At 60.6% G+C, this 15,474-nt stretch carries 18 protein-coding genes; all 18 read left to right on the top strand.

Annotated elements, in window-relative coordinates; all coding sequences use genetic code 11:
* The first annotated feature begins 73 nt into the window (after window positions 1-73).
* The 18 genes from fliE (at window position 74) to flhB (ending at window position 15,459) form a co-directional block, all read left to right on the top strand.
* Window positions 74-400 (top strand): flagellar hook-basal body complex protein FliE, encoded by a 327-nt coding sequence (gene fliE / locus AD663_RS19285; RefSeq protein ID WP_003184044.1) that lies wholly within the window; start codon window positions 74-76, stop codon window positions 398-400.
* A gap of 15 nt (window positions 401-415) precedes the next feature.
* Complete coding sequence (gene fliF, locus AD663_RS19280) at window positions 416-2,200, top strand: flagellar basal-body MS-ring/collar protein FliF (protein WP_003184043.1); 1,785 nt, start codon at window positions 416-418, stop codon at window positions 2,198-2,200.
* Entirely contained in the window at window positions 2,193-3,212 is a 1,020-nt protein-coding gene (fliG, locus tag AD663_RS19275) for a flagellar motor switch protein FliG (protein WP_003184041.1), read from the top strand. Before fliF ends, fliG begins: the two co-directional genes overlap by 8 nt.
* A gap of 7 nt (window positions 3,213-3,219) precedes the next feature.
* Window positions 3,220-4,050: a flagellar assembly protein FliH gene (gene fliH, locus AD663_RS19270; RefSeq protein ID WP_003184038.1), complete on the top strand. Its 831-nt coding sequence runs from the start codon at window positions 3,220-3,222 to the stop codon at window positions 4,048-4,050.
* Entirely contained in the window at window positions 4,040-5,398 is a 1,359-nt protein-coding gene (fliI, locus tag AD663_RS19265; RefSeq protein WP_003184036.1) for a flagellar protein export ATPase FliI, read from the top strand. The genes fliH and fliI overlap by 11 nt, the downstream gene beginning before the upstream one ends.
* A 6-nt stretch (window positions 5,399-5,404) precedes the next feature.
* Window positions 5,405-5,854 carry a flagellar export protein FliJ gene (gene fliJ / locus AD663_RS19260; RefSeq protein ID WP_003184033.1) on the top strand — a complete coding sequence of 150 codons (450 nt, stop codon included), beginning with the start codon at window positions 5,405-5,407 and terminating at the stop codon, window positions 5,852-5,854.
* A gap of 103 nt (window positions 5,855-5,957) precedes the next feature.
* Entirely contained in the window at window positions 5,958-6,263 is a 306-nt protein-coding gene (locus tag AD663_RS19255) for an STAS domain-containing protein (RefSeq protein ID WP_003184031.1), read from the top strand.
* Between the two features lie 5 nt (window positions 6,264-6,268).
* Window positions 6,269-7,975: a fused response regulator/phosphatase gene (locus AD663_RS19250; RefSeq protein WP_053214367.1), complete on the top strand. Its 1,707-nt coding sequence runs from the start codon at window positions 6,269-6,271 to the stop codon at window positions 7,973-7,975.
* 31 nt (window positions 7,976-8,006) lie between these two features.
* On the top strand, window positions 8,007-8,351 hold the full coding sequence (locus tag AD663_RS19245; protein ID WP_003184026.1) for an Hpt domain-containing protein: 345 nt from the start codon (window positions 8,007-8,009) through the stop codon (window positions 8,349-8,351).
* Between the two features lie 88 nt (window positions 8,352-8,439).
* The gene (locus AD663_RS19240; RefSeq protein ID WP_053214359.1) at window positions 8,440-9,813 is read left to right on the top strand and encodes a flagellar hook-length control protein FliK; all 1,374 of its coding nucleotides are present in this window, start codon (window positions 8,440-8,442) and stop codon (window positions 9,811-9,813) included.
* Window positions 9,814-10,043: 230 nt separating this feature from the next.
* On the top strand, window positions 10,044-10,547 hold the full coding sequence (gene fliL, locus AD663_RS19235; RefSeq protein WP_053214358.1) for a flagellar basal body-associated protein FliL: 504 nt from the start codon (window positions 10,044-10,046) through the stop codon (window positions 10,545-10,547).
* A gap of 9 nt (window positions 10,548-10,556) precedes the next feature.
* On the top strand, window positions 10,557-11,525 hold the full coding sequence (gene fliM / locus AD663_RS19230; protein WP_003184019.1) for a flagellar motor switch protein FliM: 969 nt from the start codon (window positions 10,557-10,559) through the stop codon (window positions 11,523-11,525).
* A 68-nt stretch (window positions 11,526-11,593) separates the two neighbouring features.
* Window positions 11,594-12,052 carry a flagellar motor switch protein FliN gene (gene fliN, locus AD663_RS19225; RefSeq protein ID WP_003184016.1) on the top strand — a complete coding sequence of 153 codons (459 nt, stop codon included), beginning with the start codon at window positions 11,594-11,596 and terminating at the stop codon, window positions 12,050-12,052.
* A 27-nt stretch (window positions 12,053-12,079) separates the two neighbouring features.
* On the top strand, window positions 12,080-12,490 hold the full coding sequence (gene fliO, locus AD663_RS19220) for a flagellar biosynthetic protein FliO (RefSeq protein WP_172680619.1): 411 nt from the start codon (window positions 12,080-12,082) through the stop codon (window positions 12,488-12,490).
* A complete protein-coding gene (gene fliP / locus AD663_RS19215) occupies window positions 12,490-13,239 on the top strand; it encodes a flagellar type III secretion system pore protein FliP (RefSeq protein WP_003184011.1) in 750 nt (249 codons plus the stop codon). Before fliO ends, fliP begins: the two co-directional genes overlap by 1 nt.
* A 23-nt stretch (window positions 13,240-13,262) precedes the next feature.
* Complete coding sequence (gene fliQ, locus AD663_RS19210) at window positions 13,263-13,532, top strand: flagellar biosynthesis protein FliQ (RefSeq protein ID WP_003184009.1); 270 nt, start codon at window positions 13,263-13,265, stop codon at window positions 13,530-13,532.
* Window positions 13,533-13,536: 4 nt separating this feature from the next.
* On the top strand, window positions 13,537-14,319 hold the full coding sequence (gene fliR, locus AD663_RS19205; protein ID WP_003184006.1) for a flagellar biosynthetic protein FliR: 783 nt from the start codon (window positions 13,537-13,539) through the stop codon (window positions 14,317-14,319).
* A gap of 3 nt (window positions 14,320-14,322) precedes the next feature.
* On the top strand, window positions 14,323-15,459 hold the full coding sequence (gene flhB, locus AD663_RS19200; RefSeq protein ID WP_003184004.1) for a flagellar biosynthesis protein FlhB: 1,137 nt from the start codon (window positions 14,323-14,325) through the stop codon (window positions 15,457-15,459).
* Window positions 15,460-15,474: the final 15 nt, after the last annotated feature.

Here is a 15,474-nt window from a genome sequence, read left to right as displayed (position 1 = left end):
ACCCTTGTTGCTACTACCTGTGTACCCGCTGAGCAAGTGTCAAAAAAATGCGGGCCGCCAGAGAGAATAGACCATGAGCCAAGGTATTGAATTTAATCGATTGATGTTGGACATGCGATCCATGCAAATGGACGCCATGGCCCAGCCGAAATCGGTCGCGGTCCCCCAGGTGGGTGGCAGCAGCTTTTCCGACATGCTCGGTCAGGCCGTCAATAAAGTGAACGATACCCAGCAGGCGTCGAACCAGTTGGCCAGTGCTTTCGAAATTGGCAAAAGTGGCGTCGACCTGACGGACGTAATGATCTCCTCGCAGAAAGCCAGTGTCTCGTTTCAGGCCTTGACCCAGGTACGTAACAAGCTGGTTCAAGCCTACCAAGACATCATGCAGATGCCGGTTTAAGGAAATTATTGAGTCATGGCAGAAGCAGTCGTTGATAACGTTCCGGCCAAGGCCACTCCGCCCGACGGCAAACCGCCGTTGTTCGGTCTGTCTTTCCTGGAAAACCTCTCCGAGATGACCATGTTGCGTCAGGTTGGCCTGTTGGTCGGCCTGGCTGCCAGCGTGGCGATTGGTTTTGCCGTGGTGCTGTGGTCGCAACAGCCGGACTACCGTCCGCTGTACGGCAGCCTGGCGGGCATGGACGCCAAGCAAGTCATGGAAACCCTGGCTTCTGCCGATATTCCCTATACCGTCGAACCCAATTCTGGCGCCTTGTTGGTCAAGGCCGACGACGTTGCCCGCGCGCGCCTCAAGCTCGCCGGCGCCGGCGTGACGCCTACCGATGGCAACATCGGTTTCGAGATCCTCGACAAGGACCAGGGCCTGGGCACCAGCCAATTCATGGAAGCGACTCGTTATCGTCGCGGCCTGGAAGGTGAGTTGGCGCGGACCATTTCCAGCCTGAACAACGTCAAGGGTGCCCGCGTGCACCTGGCGATTCCGAAAAGCTCGGTGTTTGTGCGCGATGAGCGCAAGCCAAGTGCGTCGGTCCTGGTGGAACTGTATTCGGGTCGCTCCCTGGAGCCGGGCCAGGTGCTTGCCATCATCAACTTGGTGGCAACCAGCGTACCTGAGCTGAGCAAATCCCAGATCACCGTGGTTGACCAGAAAGGCAACCTGCTGTCCGACCAGGCGGAAAATTCCGAACTGACCATGGCCGGCAAGCAATTCGATTACAGCCGTCGCATGGAAGGCATGCTCACCCAGCGGGTGCACAACATCCTGCAACCGGTCCTGGGCAACGATCGCTATAAAGCCGAAGTCTCGGCCGATGTGGATTTCAGTGCGGTCGAATCGACGTCCGAGCAGTTCAACCCGGATCAGCCGGCGTTGCGCAGCGAGCAGTCGGTCAACGAGCAACGTACCGCCAGCAACGGCCCGCAAGGCGTGCCCGGTGCCCTGAGCAACCAGCCGCCATCGCCGGCCAGCGCGCCGCAAACCACCGGTGGGGCTACCGCGGCCGCCGGCATGGTGCAGCCAGGCCAGCCGCTGATCGACGCCAATGGCCAGCAGATCATGGACCCGGCCACTGGCCAACCGATGCTGGCGCCGTACCCGGCCGACAAGCGTCAACAATCGACCAAGAACTTCGAGCTCGACCGTTCCATCAGCCACACCAAGCAACAACAGGGTCGCTTGAATCGCCTGTCGGTCGCGGTGGTGGTGGATGATCAAGTCAAGATCAACCCGGCCAACGGCGAAACTAGCCGTGCGCCATGGAGCGCCGACGAATTGGCGCGTTTTACCCGCCTGGTGCAGGACGCCGTTGGTTTCGACGCCAGCCGTGGCGACAGCGTCAGCGTGATCAACGTGCCGTTCTCCCTGGAGCGCGGCGAGGTGGTCGCCGATATTCCGTTTTATTCGCAACCCTGGTTCTGGGATGTGGTCAAGCAAGTATTGGGTGTGCTGTTTATCCTGATCCTGGTGTTTGGCGTGCTGCGTCCGGTGCTCAACAACATCACCGGTGGTGGCAAGAACAAGCAGTTGGCTGGCTTGGGTGATGTCGAGCTCGGTGGCATGGGCGGCCTGGATGGCGAATTGGCCAATGATCGCGTCAGCCTGGGCGGACCGCAGAGCATTCTGCTGCCAAGCCCGAGCGAAGGCTATGACGCTCAGTTGAACGCCATCAAGAGTCTGGTGGCAGAAGATCCGGGTCGTGTGGCCCAGGTCGTGAAAGAGTGGATTAACGCAGATGAGTGATAATCGAGCCGCTGTTGCCAAATTGTCCCGGGTCGACAAAGCCGCGATTCTGCTGCTGTCCCTGGGTTCGACCGATGCTGCCCAGGTGCTGCGCCACATGGGGCCCAAGGAGGTCCAGCGTGTGGGCGTGGCCATGGCGCAAATGGGTAATGTGCACCGTGAGCAGGTCGAGCAGGTGATGAGCGAGTTCGTCGACATCGTCGGCGATCAAACCAGCCTTGGCGTCGGTTCCGATGACTATGTGCGCAAGATGCTGACCCAGGCCCTGGGCGAGGACAAGGCCAACGGCCTCATCGACCGCATCCTGCTGGGCGGCAATACCAGCGGCCTGGACAGCCTCAAGTGGATGGAGCCGCGCGCTGTTGCCGACGTGATCCGTTACGAACACCCGCAGATCCAGGCAATCGTGGTGGCTTACCTCGACCCGGACCAGGCTGGTGAGGTGCTGGGCAACTTCGACCATAAAGTGCGCCTGGACATCATCCTGCGGGTTTCGTCGCTCAACACCGTGCAGCCGGCGGCCCTGAAAGAATTGAATCAGATTCTCGAGAAGCAATTCTCGGGCAACTCCAATGCTTCGCGCACCACCCTGGGTGGCATCAAGCGCGCAGCGGACATCATGAACTTCCTCGACAGCTCGATCGAAGGTCAGTTGATGGACTCGATCCGCGAAGTCGACGAAGACCTGTCCGGTCAGATCGAAGACCTCATGTTCGTGTTCAACAACCTGTCCGATGTCGACGACCGCGGTATCCAGGCACTGTTGCGCGAAGTGTCCTCCGACGTGCTGGTCCTGGCCCTCAAAGGTTCGGACGAAGGCGTCAAGGAAAAGATCTTCAAGAACATGTCCAAACGAGCGGCCGAACTGTTGCGCGACGACCTCGAGGCCAAAGGCCCGGTGCGTGTCAGCGACGTGGAAACCGCACAGAAGGAAATCCTCACCATCGCCCGCCGCATGGCCGAAGCCGGAGAGATCGTTCTCGGTGGCAAGGGCGGCGAAGAGATGATTTAAGGTCGTTATGTCTGCCAAGAGTGATGATGCACCCAGCGACCTGATTCGCGGCCGGGACGTCGGTGGTTTCGACGTCTGGTCGTTGCCCAGCTTCGACCCCCACGTACCTGAGCCTGAGCCTGCACCGGTAGAAGAACTGCCGGAAATGGAAGAAGTGCCGCTGGAAGAAGTCCAGCCACTGACCCTCGAGGAAGTCGAGAGCATCCGTCAGGAGGCCTATAACGAAGGTTTTGCCGTCGGTGAAAAGGAAGGCTTCCACAGCACCACGCTCAAGGTCCGCCAGGAAGCCGACGTGGCGCTCACCGCCAAGCTGCGAGCCCTGGAATCGCTGATGTTGAACCTGTTCGAGCCCATCGCCGAGCAGGACACCCAGATCGAGAAGTCTTTGGTCGGGCTGGTACAGCACATCGCCAAACAGGTTATCCAGCGCGAGCTGGCCATCGATTCGAGCCAGATCGAACACGTTATGCGCGAAGCCCTCAAGCTATTGCCGTTGGGCGTGGGCAACGTGCGCTTGTACATCAACCCGCAAGACTTCGAGCTGGTCAAGGCGCTGCGCGAACGCCATGAGGAAACCTGGCGCATTGTCGAGGATGAAACTCTGCTGCCGGGTGGTTGCCGGGTCGAAACCGAGCACAGCCGCATCGATGCAACGGTAGAAACCCGCATCGGCCAGATCATGGCCAAGCTGTTTGACCAACTGCATGAACAGGCCCTGCATCCGGCCCCTGCCGACCTCAATCTCCAATTGCCGGATGAGCCCGAGGCCGCCCTCATTGTCGAGCCGGACGGTGCCGAGCTGATTGCCCCTGAAGTGGATGGTCGCGATGCGCCTTGAGCGAACCAGTTTCGGCAAACGCCTGGGCAGTTATGCCGAGGCCACCGAATTGGCTGGCCAACCGATCCTGGAAGGCCGCCTGCTGCGCATGGTCGGCTTGACCCTGGAAGCCGAGGGCCTGCGGGCCGCCATGGGCAGCCGCTGCATGGTCATCAACGACGACAGCTATCACCCGGTGCAGGTCGAAGCTGAAGTCATGGGTTTTTCCGGCAGTAAAGTATTCCTGATGCCGGTGGGCAGTGTCGCCGGCATCGCTCCTGGCGCCCGCGTGGTTCCGCTGGCCGATACCGGCCGGTTGCCCATGGGCATGAGCATGTTGGGGCGGGTGCTGGACGGCGCCGGGCGTGCCCTGGATGGCAAGGGCGGCATGAAGGCCGAGGATTGGGTGCCGATGGACGGCCCAACCATCAACCCCCTCAAGCGTGACCCGATCAGCGTGCCGCTGGACGTGGGTATTCGCTGCATCAATGGTTTATTGACGGTCGGTCGCGGCCAGCGCCTGGGCCTGTTCGCCGGTACAGGGGTGGGCAAGAGTGTGCTGCTGGGCATGATGACCCGCTTCACGGAGGCCGACATCATCGTGGTGGGGCTGATCGGCGAGCGGGGTCGCGAGGTGAAGGAATTCATCGAGCACATCCTCGGCGAGGAAGGCCTCAAGCGTTCGGTCGTCGTCGCGTCCCCGGCGGATGATGCGCCGTTGATGCGTCTGCGAGCGGCCATGTATTGCACACGCATTGCCGAGTATTTTCGCGACAAGGGCAAGAACGTCCTGTTGCTGATGGATTCGCTCACCCGCTTCGCCCAGGCCCAGCGGGAAATCGCCCTGGCCATCGGAGAACCGCCGGCCACCAAGGGCTATCCGCCGTCGGTGTTCGCCAAGCTGCCCAAGCTGGTGGAGCGTGCCGGTAATGCGGAGAAGGGTGGCGGCTCGATCACCGCGTTCTATACCGTGCTGTCCGAAGGCGACGACCAGCAAGACCCCATCGCCGACTCGGCCCGGGGCGTGCTTGACGGTCACATCGTTTTGTCCCGGCGCCTGGCCGAAGAAGGGCATTATCCGGCCATCGACATCGAGGCTTCCATCAGCCGGGTCATGCCGTCAGTCATCAGTGCCGAGCACATGAAGCGTGCCCAGCAATTCAAGCAGTATTGGTCACGCTACCAGCAAAGCCGCGACCTGATCAGTGTCGGCGCCTATGTGCCCGGCGGGGATCGCGAGACCGACACGGCGATCAATCTGTACCCGGCAATGGCGGTCTACCTGCGCCAGAGCCTGAACGACAACATCGGCATGGGTGCCAGCGAAGCGCATCTGCAAAGTATTTTCGCTCCGGTCGCAGGCACTTAACCGGCCATGGCCACGAGTCGCGCGGCGCGCCTGGCGCCAGTGGTGGACATGGCGGAAAAGGCTGAGAAAACCGCTGTCCAGCGCTTGGCCTATTTCCAAGGGCAAGTGGCGGTGGCCGAAAGCAAGCTGGCCGACCTGGAGAATTTCCGGCTCGAATATCAGGAGCAGTGGATTGCCCGAGGCAGTCATGGGGTCTCCGGCCAGTGGCTCTTGGGTTACCAGGGTTTTCTTGCGCAACTGGGCACGGCCATCGACCAGCAGCGCCAGAGCCTGGTCTGGCACCAGAACAACCTGGAAAAGGCCCGCCAGAGCTGGCAAGAGGCTTTTGCCCGGGTCGAAGGGCTGCGCAAACTGGTGCAGCGCTACATCGATGAAGCGCGACAACTGGAGGACAAGCGCGAGCAAAAGCTGTTGGACGAATTGTCCCAGCGCCTGCCACGCCAGGATCCCTATTGACCATCAAGCCAGGAGTTTGTCGGATGAATGATCCTAAACCTTGCTCAGACCTTTACCAGATGCTACACCTTGTACACGTATGTTCATGACAAGGAAGCCAGCTATGTCAGTCATCACCGAAGTGTCCGACGATGGGAAGAAGCTGACGATTTCGATCAAGGGGCGATTCGATTTCGGGACGCATCAGGAATTTCGCGAGTCTTACGAAAAGCTCGATACGACCCCCGACGCCTATATCGTCGATCTCAAAGAAACAGCCTACCTCGACAGCTCTGCCTTGGGCATGCTCTTGCTGCTGCGCGATCATGCAGGGGGCGATAGCTCCGATGTTCGGGTTGTCAACGGCAATAGCGATGTCAAGAAAATCCTTGCGATCTCCAACTTCGACAAGCTGTTCGATATCAGTTGATCGCCATGCAATCGTCATCGGAGCCGCTGACGGTCCTGATCGCCGAAGACAGTGCCGCTGACCGGTTGCTGCTGTCGACCATCGTCCGCCGTCAGGGGCATCACGTGCTCACCGCAGCCGATGGCGCCGAGGCGGTCGAGGTCTACCTGCAGCAGCGCCCGCACCTGGTATTGATGGACGCGATGATGCCGGTGATGGATGGCTTCGAAGCGGCGCAGAAGATCAAGCAGTTGGCCGGGGACCAGTTGGTCCCAATCATTTTCCTCACCTCACTGACCGAGAGCGAAGCCCTGGCCCGCTGTCTTGAAGCCGGCGGTGACGATTTCCTGGCCAAGCCTTACAACCAGGTCATCCTGGCCGCCAAGATCAAGGCCATGGACCGCTTGCGTCGGTTGCAGGCCACGGTGGTCGAACAGCGTGACCAGATTGCCCGGCACCATGACTATCTGCTCAACGAGCAACGGGTCGCCAAGGCAGTGTTCGACAAGATTGCCCACTCCGGCTGCTTGAGCGCGCCAAACATCCGCTACATGCAATCGCCTTATGCCTTGTTCAACGGCGACCTGCTGCTGGCTGCGTTCAACCCGGCCGGCGACATGCACGTATTGCTGGGCGATTTCACCGGCCATGGTTTGCCGGCGGCGGTCGGCGCGATGCCGCTGGCGGAAGTGTTCTATGGCATGACGGCCAAGGGGTATGGCTTGGCGCAGATCCTGCGGGAGATGAATGCCAAGCTCAAGCGCATCCTGCCGGTGGACATGTTCTGCTGTGCGACGCTGTTGTGCCTGAGTTTTCAGCGCTGCACGGTGGAAGTCTGGAACGGCGGCATGCCCGATGGCTATTTGCATGACAGCCTCAGCGGCGTCCGTACGCCATTGCCGGCCCGGCACCTGCCGTTGGGCGTGCTCACCCCGCAATTGTTCGACGACCGCACCGAAGTCCACCCCATGCTGCTGGGTGACCGGGTATTTCTGTTGTCCGACGGCGTAATCGATACCACCGACGACAGCGAGCAACTGTTTGGCGTGGAGCGGTTGCAACAGGTATTTGCAGCCAACCGTGAACCCGACTTGTTGTTTGAAGACATCCAGCAGGCCCTGCGGGATTTTCGCGGTGAGGCCCGGGACGATTTCAGCATGGTCGAGGTGCGATTGGTCGCCCCGACGCAACTCAATCCGCCGCCGCCGGTCTATTCCGACAGTGGCCAGTCGAGTCCGCTGGACTGGTCGGTGAGCTTCGAGTTTCGGGCGCAGACGCTCAAGCGGTTCAACCCCATGCCGTACCTGCTGCAGTTGCTGCTTGAGGTTCATGGGCTCAGGGCTCAGAGTGGCGCCCTTTACAGCGTTATGTCGGAGCTCTATTCCAACGCGCTGGATCACGGTGTGCTGGGACTGGATTCGAGCCTTAAGCGCGATGCGTCGGGATTTGCCCGCTATTATCGGGAGCGTAATTTGCGCCTGGACGAATTGAGCGACGGTTACGTGCGGGTACACTTGCACGTCACGCCAAACAGCGAAGGCGGGCGACTGCTCATTGAAGTTGAGGACAGCGGTGAAGGTTTCGATGTTGCGCGCGTGCTGGCACAGCCTCAGGACAGTGACCGGTTATCAGGGCGGGGCGTGAGCCTGGTACGCCAGCTGAGCCAGCAGGCCAGTTGGTCAGACGATGGTCGAAGTGTGCGCGTGGAGTTTTTCTGGGAGGCTCTGGCATAATCAGGGCCATTCTTGATCAGGGAGCGAACAAGTGAGTGAAGTTCATCTGGACCGCGACGTGCTCAGCACGTTGAAGGAAGTCATGGAAGAAGGGTATCCGGAATTATTGGACACCTTCCTCAACGATTCCGAAGCTCGCCTGCGCGTGCTGCATGAGGCCCGGGACGCAGAAAAGCTGAGCGCCACTGCCCATAGCTTCAAAGGCAGCAGCAGCAACATGGGCGCGCTGCGTTTGGCCGAGCTGTGCGGCGAGCTTGAGCAGCGAGCCAAGCAGCCATCGTTGGGCGGCATCGAAAAGCTGGTCAATGAAATCGAAAGCGAATTTGCGCATGTCCGGACACTTTGCCGGGAAGAGCGCGAAGGTTTCCATTGCTGAGATTTTACGGCTGAGGCTGCGTTGGCCCGCCCCTTGCATTCTCTTCTTCCGACTGTACCTATGATTCCAGTGCAGCGGAGACCTTGTTATGCCCGTCACCCCTAATACACTGCTTCAGGCCACTGCCCAGGCCAAGCCCCAGGCCGCCGTCAATTCACCGGCAGCGGCCCCGGACCTCGGCGATAAAGCCTCCAGCTTCGCTCAGGTCTTCGCCACGCAGGCACCTGCCAAATCGTCAGCGGCCGCCGATCCAGCGGTAAAACCGATGCGCGACAAGGGGCCGGACACCACCGTCAAAAAGACTGACGACAATGAAACCGCTGCCACCCGGGAACCGGCGGTTGCCGATAGCGGCAATCCCTTGCCTGCGGACAAACCGGTCAGCGACGACGACAAGTCCGCCAGTGACGATAGCGCCGACTCGACTGAAACGCCCATCGCGCAGCAAACGCCTGTCGATCCAACACTCGATCCAGCCCTGCTGCCGGACATGCTCGTGCCGGTCGTTATCGCTGCGCCGGAACCTGCGCCTGTGGCGGTCACCACTGAAGTCCAGGTCACGGCAGCGGTGGCGGCTCCGCTCGCTACGCCGGTCCAGGCAGCCCCGATAACGACCCCGGTGGCCGATCCTGCCTTCGATCCCACGGTCGACCCGCTCGACGCCATGCCGGCGTTGCGCCTGGCGATGGAGCAGGGCGGCCATGTTTCCGCCGCCAGCCAGGCGCAGCCCAAGGTACCGGCCCCAGCGTCGCTCGATGGTGAGCCGACGTCAGCGCAGACCTTCGCCGCAGGCATGGCGAGCATGCTCACTGTGCAAGCCGATCAGAACAGTACCGAGCCAGGCAGCCAGGGCGGTGACAAGGCATTTGGCGGCTTGATCAGCGAGGGGCTCAAGGATCTCACAGCCGCTTCCAGCGATACCCGCGTTGACGATTTCGCCAACCGTCTGGCGGCGCTGACCCAGGCCGCCACGCCGAAGACCGCCAATGCGGTGCCAGTCAACCAGCCCATCGCCATGAACCAGGGCGGCTGGACCGAAGAGGTGGTCAACCGCGTGATGTACCTGTCGAGCGCCAATCTCAAGGCGGCCGATATTCAACTGCAGCCGGCCGAACTCGGACGCTTGGACATCCGCGTGAATATGGTTCCAGACCAGCAGACCCAGATTTCCTTCATGAGCGCCCATCCCGGCGTTCGCGAGGCCCTGGAAGGCCAGTTGCATCGCCTTCGCGACGGTTTTGCCCAACAGGGCATGGGCCAGGTCGATGTCAGCGTGTCCGACCAGTCCAGCGGCTCGCAGAACCCGGGCCAGCAGGCGCAGCAGCAGGCCCAGGCCGGTCGCACCACATCTTCCGGCGGCCGAGTGGACTCGGTGGATGAGGGCCTGCCGGCCAGTGTCGCTGAAGTGGCGACCGCTACCACCAGCGTGATCGGCAGCAGCGCGGTCGATTATTACGCTTGATCCAAAGAAGTCCCCTGTGGGAGCGGGCTTGCTCGCGAAAGCGGTTTTTCAGTCAATGCGATGTTGATTGATACCCAGCATTCGCGGGCAAGCCCGCTCCCACATTTGGTTTATGGCGCCCTGAAGATCAGGCCGGCCCCTAATCCTCGTTTCCTGACACTTCTGGCATAACACTTGCTCCAGCCTAGCCAAGCAACAATGAAAACCCCGATTAGTGACGGATTATTGGCATGGCGAAGAGTGAAGCGGCAGCTGTAAAAGACCCTGCAACCAAAGGCAAGCTCAAGCTGATCATCGTGATCGTAGTGGGCTTGCTCCTGGCCATCGGTGTGTCCGTGGGGGCAACCTGGTATTTCATGCACAGCGCTCAAAGCAAGCCTGCGGCGGCGGCCGAAGCCGCGCCGGTGGGCAAGCAGCCGGCGGTTTTCGAGCCCATGGCGCCTGCCTTCGTGGCCAACTACACGCAGAACGGTCGCCAACGCTACATGCAGGTCAGCATTACTTTGGTGGGCCGTAACCAGGCCGACCTGGAGGCCTTGCGAGTGCACATGCCGCTGATCCGCAATAACCTGGTAATGCTGTTTTCCGGGCAGAACTTCGACACCCTCGCCACGCCCGTCGGCCAGGAAATGCTGCGTCAGAAAGCCACGGCCAGCGTGCAGGAAGTGGCTCAGAAAGAGCTGGGCAAAGTGGTGATCGAACAGTTGCTCTTCACTAACTTCGTATTGCAGTAGGAACACGACATGGCCGTGCAGGACCTGTTGTCCCAGGACGAAATCGACGCGCTATTGCACGGTGTCGACGACGGCCTGGTGCAAACCGAAAACGCTGCTGAACCGGGCAGCGTCAAAAGCTACGACCTGACCAGCCAGGATCGCATCGTTCGCGGACGCATGCCGACCCTGGAAATGATCAACGAGCGTTTCGCCCGCTACACCCGCATCAGCATGTTCAACATGCTGCGCCGCTCCGCCGACGTGGCCGTTGGTGGCGTGCAGGTGATGAAGTTCGGTGAATACGTGCACTCGCTGTACGTACCCACCAGCCTCAACCTGGTGAAGATCAAACCGTTGCGCGGCACGGCACTGTTCATCCTTGACGCCAAGCTGGTGTTCAAGCTGGTGGACAACTTTTTTGGTGGTGATGGTCGCCACGCCAAGATCGAAGGCCGTGAATTCACCCCAACCGAGTTGCGGGTAGTGCGCATGGTGCTGGAGCAGGCTTTCGTCGACCTGAAAGAAGCCTGGCAGGCGATCATGGAAGTGAACTTCGAGTACATCAACTCGGAAGTGAACCCGGCCATGGCCAACATCGTCGGGCCGAGCGAAGCCATTGTGGTCTCGACCTTCCACATCGAACTCGATGGCGGTGGCGGCGACCTGCATGTGACCATGCCGTACTCGATGATCGAGCCAGTACGTGAAATGCTCGACGCCGGTTTCCAGTCGGACCTCGACGACCAGGACGAGCGCTGGATCAACGCGCTGCGCCAGGACGTGCTGGATGTCGACGTGCCGATCGGTGCGACGGTCGCTCGTCGTCAATTGCGCCTGCGGGACATCCTGCACATGCAGCCGGGGGACATCATCCCCGTCGAGATGCCCGAAGACATGATCATGCGCGCCAATGGCGTACCGGCCTTCAAGGTCAAGATGGGCTCTCACAAAGGCAACCTGGCGTTGCAGGTGATCGAGCCGATCGAACGCCGCTGAGCGGTGTCGTACTCCTAAGTTTGAAGAATTTACGTTTTTAACTGATTTTTGCCCGCCGAGGACAAATGATGGCTGACGATATGAATACCCAGGATGACCAGGCGCTGGCCGACGAGTGGGCTGCGGCCCTGGAAGAAACCGGCGACGCCGGGCAGTCCGACATCGATGCCTTGCTGGCAGCCGACACCGGCGCCCACGGGTCCAACCGCCTGCCGATGGAAGAGTTTGGCAGCGTGCCCAAGAGCCATGAGCCGGTGACGCTGGACGGTCCGAACCTGGATGTGATCCTCGACATCCCGGTGTCCATTTCAATGGAAGTGGGCAGTACCGACATCAACATCCGCAACCTGCTGCAGCTCAACCAGGGCTCGGTGATCGAGCTGGACCGCCTGGCGGGCGAGCCGCTGGATGTGCTGGTCAACGGCACGCTGATCGCCCATGGCGAAGTGGTGGTGGTCAACGAGAAGTTCGGCATTCGCCTGACGGACGTGATCAGCCCGAGCGAACGCATCAAGAAGTTGCGCTGAGTGAAAGCTTTCTTCGCAGCCGCATTGATGCTGCCGTTCAGTGTGCTGGCGGCCGAACCGGTGGCCAGTGTGGCCGCTGCGCCGGCGACGGGCAGCGGCGTGGCCGGGCAACTGGCGCAGTTGGTGCTCGGTTTGCTGCTGGTGCTGGGGTTGATTTTCTTCCTCGCCTGGATGCTGCGGCGTGTGCAACAGGCCGGGCCGGCCGGCAAGGGGCAGGTCATCGACATCGTCGGTTCCCGCGCGCTCGGTCCCCGGGATCGGCTGGTGTTGGTGCAAGTGGGTAACGAGCAGATTCTGCTGGGCCTGAGCCCGGGCACGATTACCGCATTGCACGTGCTCAAGGAGCCGGTGCAGGTGCCCTCCACCGAGCAGGCCAGCCCCGAATTTGCCCAGCGCCTCATGGAGTTGCTGGGGAAAGACCAGAAGGATAAAAAGTAATGCCGTTGCGCATTCTGTTGGCGCTGGCCCTGATGCTGGCCGCGCCGTTGGTGTTCGCCGCCGATCCGCTGTCGATCCCGGCGATTACCCTGGGCACCAACGCCCAGGGTGCTCAGGAATACTCGGTCAGCCTGCAGATCCTGCTGATCATGACCGCGCTGAGTTTCATCCCGGCGTTCGTCATGCTGATGACCAGCTTCACCCGGATCATCATCGTCTTTTCGATCCTGCGCCAGGCCCTCGGCTTGCAACAGACGCCGTCGAACCAGATCCTCACCGGCATGGCGCTGTTCCTGACCATGTTCATCATGGCCCCGGTGTTCGACCGGGTGAACCAGGATGCGCTGCAACCGTATCTGGCGGAAAAGCTCAGTGCCCAGGATGCGGTAGCCAAGGCTGAGGTCCCGATCAAGGATTTCATGCTGGCCCAGACCCGCAGCAGTGACCTGGAACTGTTCATGCGCCTGTCCAAGCGTACCGACATCGCCAGTCCCGACCAGGCGCCACTGACCATCCTGGTGCCGGCGTTCGTGACCTCCGAGCTGAAAACCGCGTTCCAGATCGGCTTCATGATCTTCATTCCGTTCCTGATCATCGACCTGGTGGTTGCCAGTGTGTTGATGGCCATGGGGATGATGATGCTATCGCCGTTGATCATTTCCTTACCGTTCAAGATCATGCTGTTTGTGCTGGTGGACGGCTGGGCGTTGATCATTGGCACCCTGGCGGGCAGTTTCGGCGGTGTTTAAGCCTTTTGTGCGGGTAGCAAGATATGACGCCTGAAGTAGCGGTTGACCTGTTTCGCGAAGCGCTCTGGCTGACCACCATGATGGTCGCCATCCTGGTGATCCCCAGCCTGCTGGTGGGGTTGCTGGTGGCAATGTTCCAGGCCGCGACCCAGATCAATGAACAGACCCTGAGCTTCCTGCCACGCCTGTTGGTCATGCTGGTGACGTTGATCGTCGCCGGGCCTTGGCTGGTGCAAACTTTCATGGAATACATCCTGCAGTTGTACGGCAGTATTCCGCAGTTGATCGGCTGACCCGATGTCGATGCTCGCGTTGACGGACACCCAGATCAGTTCCTGGGTGGCGGCGTTCGTGCTGCCGCTGTTTCGCGTCACCGCCGTGCTGATGAGCATGCCGGTCTTCGGCACCACCCTGGTACCGAGGCGCGTACGCCTGTATTTCGCCCTGGCAATCACCGTGGTTATCGCGCCTGGGCTGCCACCGATGCCACAGATCCATGCCCTGGATCTGAGTGCATTGATGCTGGTGGCCGAGCAAATTCTCATCGGTGCCTTGATGGGCTTTTCGCTGCAGCTGTTTTTCCAGGCGTTCGTGGTCGCCGGACAAATCATCTCGGTCCAGATGGGCATGGCCTTCGCGTCCATGGTCGACCCCACCAACGGCGTCAATACCGCGGTGATCGGCCAGTTCCTGACAATGCTGGTGACCTTGCTGTTTCTCGCCATGAACGGGCATCTGGTGGTGTTCGAAGTCCTCACCGAGAGCTTCACCACCATGCCGGTGGGCAGTGCCTTGCTGGTCAACCATTTCTGGGAGATCGCCGGCAAGCTCGGCTGGGTCTTGGGCGCAGCGATGGTGCTGGTATTGCCTGCGATCACGGCGTTGCTGGTGGTCAACATTGCCTTTGGCGTGATGACCAGGGCGGCTCCGCAGTTGAACATCTTCTCCATCGGTTTTCCGCTGACGCTGGTGTTGGGCATGGTGATTTTCTGGATCAGCATGGGCGACATCCTCAATCAATATCAGCCCTTGGCCACCGAGGCCTTGCAGCTGCTACGCGACATGGCACAGGCGCGCTGAACCATGGCTGAGAGCGAGAGTGGCCAGGACAAGACAGAAGACCCCACGGATAAGCGCAAGCGCGAATCCCGTGAGAAGGGCGAGATCGCTCGTTCCAAGGAGCTCAATACCCTGGCGGTGATGCTCGCCGGGGCGGGCGGTCTGTTGATCTATGGCGGTGGGTTGGCCATGGATCTGCTGGAAATCATGCGTCTGAACTTTTCCCTGCCTCGCGAAGTGCTGCTCACCCCGGGGGCCATGGCGCAATACCTGCTGCATTCAGGCAAGATCGCGATCCTGGCGGTGCAGCCGGTGTTGCTTTTATTGTTGCTGGCTGCTGTTGTCGGTCCGATTTCCCTGGGTGGCTGGCTGTTCGCCGCCGGAAGCATGGCCCCCAAGTTCAGTCGGATGAACCCGGCTGCCGGCATCAAGCGCATGTTCTCCACCACGGCTTTGATGGAGCTGCTCAAGGCTCTTGGCAAGTTTTTCCTGGTTCTGTTCGTGGCGTTGACGGTTTTGCAGTCCGATATTGACGACTTGCTGCGTATTGCTCACGAGCCGCTGGAACAGGCCATCATCCACAGCGTCCAGTTGGTGGGTTGGAGCACCCTGTGGATGGCCTGTGGCTTGATATTGATCGCCGCCATCGACGTGCCGATCCAGCTTTATCAGAGCAAGCAGAAGCTGATGATGACCAAGCAGGAGATTCGCGACGAGTACAAGGACCAGGAGGGCAAGCCAGAGGTCAAGCAACGGATCCGCCAGTTGCAGCGCGAGGTCTCCCAGCGCCGGATGATGGCGGCTATCCCGGACGCCGATGTGGTCATCACCAACCCGACCCACTATGCCGTAGCGCTCAAATACGACCCCGAAAAAGGCAACGCGCCGGTATTGCTCGCCAAGGGCAGCGATTTCCTGGCGCTGAAGATCCGCGAAATTGCCGTGGCCAACGAAGTGATGCTGCTCGAATCCCCAGCCCTGGCGCGGTCGATCTACTACTCCACGGAACTGGACCAGGAAATTCCCGGTGGCCTGTACCTGGCCGTGGCCCAGGTATTGGCCTACGTCTACCAGATCCGCCAGCACCGCGCCGGCAAGGGCAAGCGTCCCGAACCGCTCAAGGATTTGCCGATTCCGCCGGATCTGCGGCGCGATTCCTGAAGCGAACGCTAAACC

The organism is Pseudomonas sp. Q12-87, from assembly GCF_001269755.1.
Classification (GTDB): domain Bacteria; phylum Pseudomonadota; class Gammaproteobacteria; order Pseudomonadales; family Pseudomonadaceae; genus Aquipseudomonas; species Aquipseudomonas fluorescens_S.
The sequence above is the reverse complement of the archived record's forward strand: the minus strand, read 5'-3'. Positions and strand labels throughout refer to the sequence as shown.

Coding starts and splice junctions, on each gene's coding strand:
- fliE (WP_003184044.1), top strand. CDS start 74: ATGAGCCAAGGTATTGAATTTAATCGATTGATGTTGGACATGCGATCC.
- fliF (WP_003184043.1), top strand. CDS start 416: ATGGCAGAAGCAGTCGTTGATAACGTTCCGGCCAAGGCCACTCCGCCC.
- fliG (WP_003184041.1), top strand. CDS start 2,193: ATGAGTGATAATCGAGCCGCTGTTGCCAAATTGTCCCGGGTCGACAAA.
- fliH (WP_003184038.1), top strand. CDS start 3,220: ATGTCTGCCAAGAGTGATGATGCACCCAGCGACCTGATTCGCGGCCGG.
- fliI (WP_003184036.1), top strand. CDS start 4,040: ATGCGCCTTGAGCGAACCAGTTTCGGCAAACGCCTGGGCAGTTATGCC.
- fliJ (WP_003184033.1), top strand. CDS start 5,405: ATGGCCACGAGTCGCGCGGCGCGCCTGGCGCCAGTGGTGGACATGGCG.
- AD663_RS19255 (WP_003184031.1), top strand. CDS start 5,958: ATGTCAGTCATCACCGAAGTGTCCGACGATGGGAAGAAGCTGACGATT.
- AD663_RS19250 (WP_053214367.1), top strand. CDS start 6,269: ATGCAATCGTCATCGGAGCCGCTGACGGTCCTGATCGCCGAAGACAGT.
- AD663_RS19240 (WP_053214359.1), top strand. CDS start 8,440: ATGCCCGTCACCCCTAATACACTGCTTCAGGCCACTGCCCAGGCCAAG.
- fliL (WP_053214358.1), top strand. CDS start 10,044: ATGGCGAAGAGTGAAGCGGCAGCTGTAAAAGACCCTGCAACCAAAGGC.
- fliM (WP_003184019.1), top strand. CDS start 10,557: ATGGCCGTGCAGGACCTGTTGTCCCAGGACGAAATCGACGCGCTATTG.
- fliN (WP_003184016.1), top strand. CDS start 11,594: ATGGCTGACGATATGAATACCCAGGATGACCAGGCGCTGGCCGACGAG.
- fliO (WP_172680619.1), top strand. CDS start 12,080: ATGCTGCCGTTCAGTGTGCTGGCGGCCGAACCGGTGGCCAGTGTGGCC.
- fliP (WP_003184011.1), top strand. CDS start 12,490: ATGCCGTTGCGCATTCTGTTGGCGCTGGCCCTGATGCTGGCCGCGCCG.
- fliQ (WP_003184009.1), top strand. CDS start 13,263: ATGACGCCTGAAGTAGCGGTTGACCTGTTTCGCGAAGCGCTCTGGCTG.
- fliR (WP_003184006.1), top strand. CDS start 13,537: ATGTCGATGCTCGCGTTGACGGACACCCAGATCAGTTCCTGGGTGGCG.
- flhB (WP_003184004.1), top strand. CDS start 14,323: ATGGCTGAGAGCGAGAGTGGCCAGGACAAGACAGAAGACCCCACGGAT.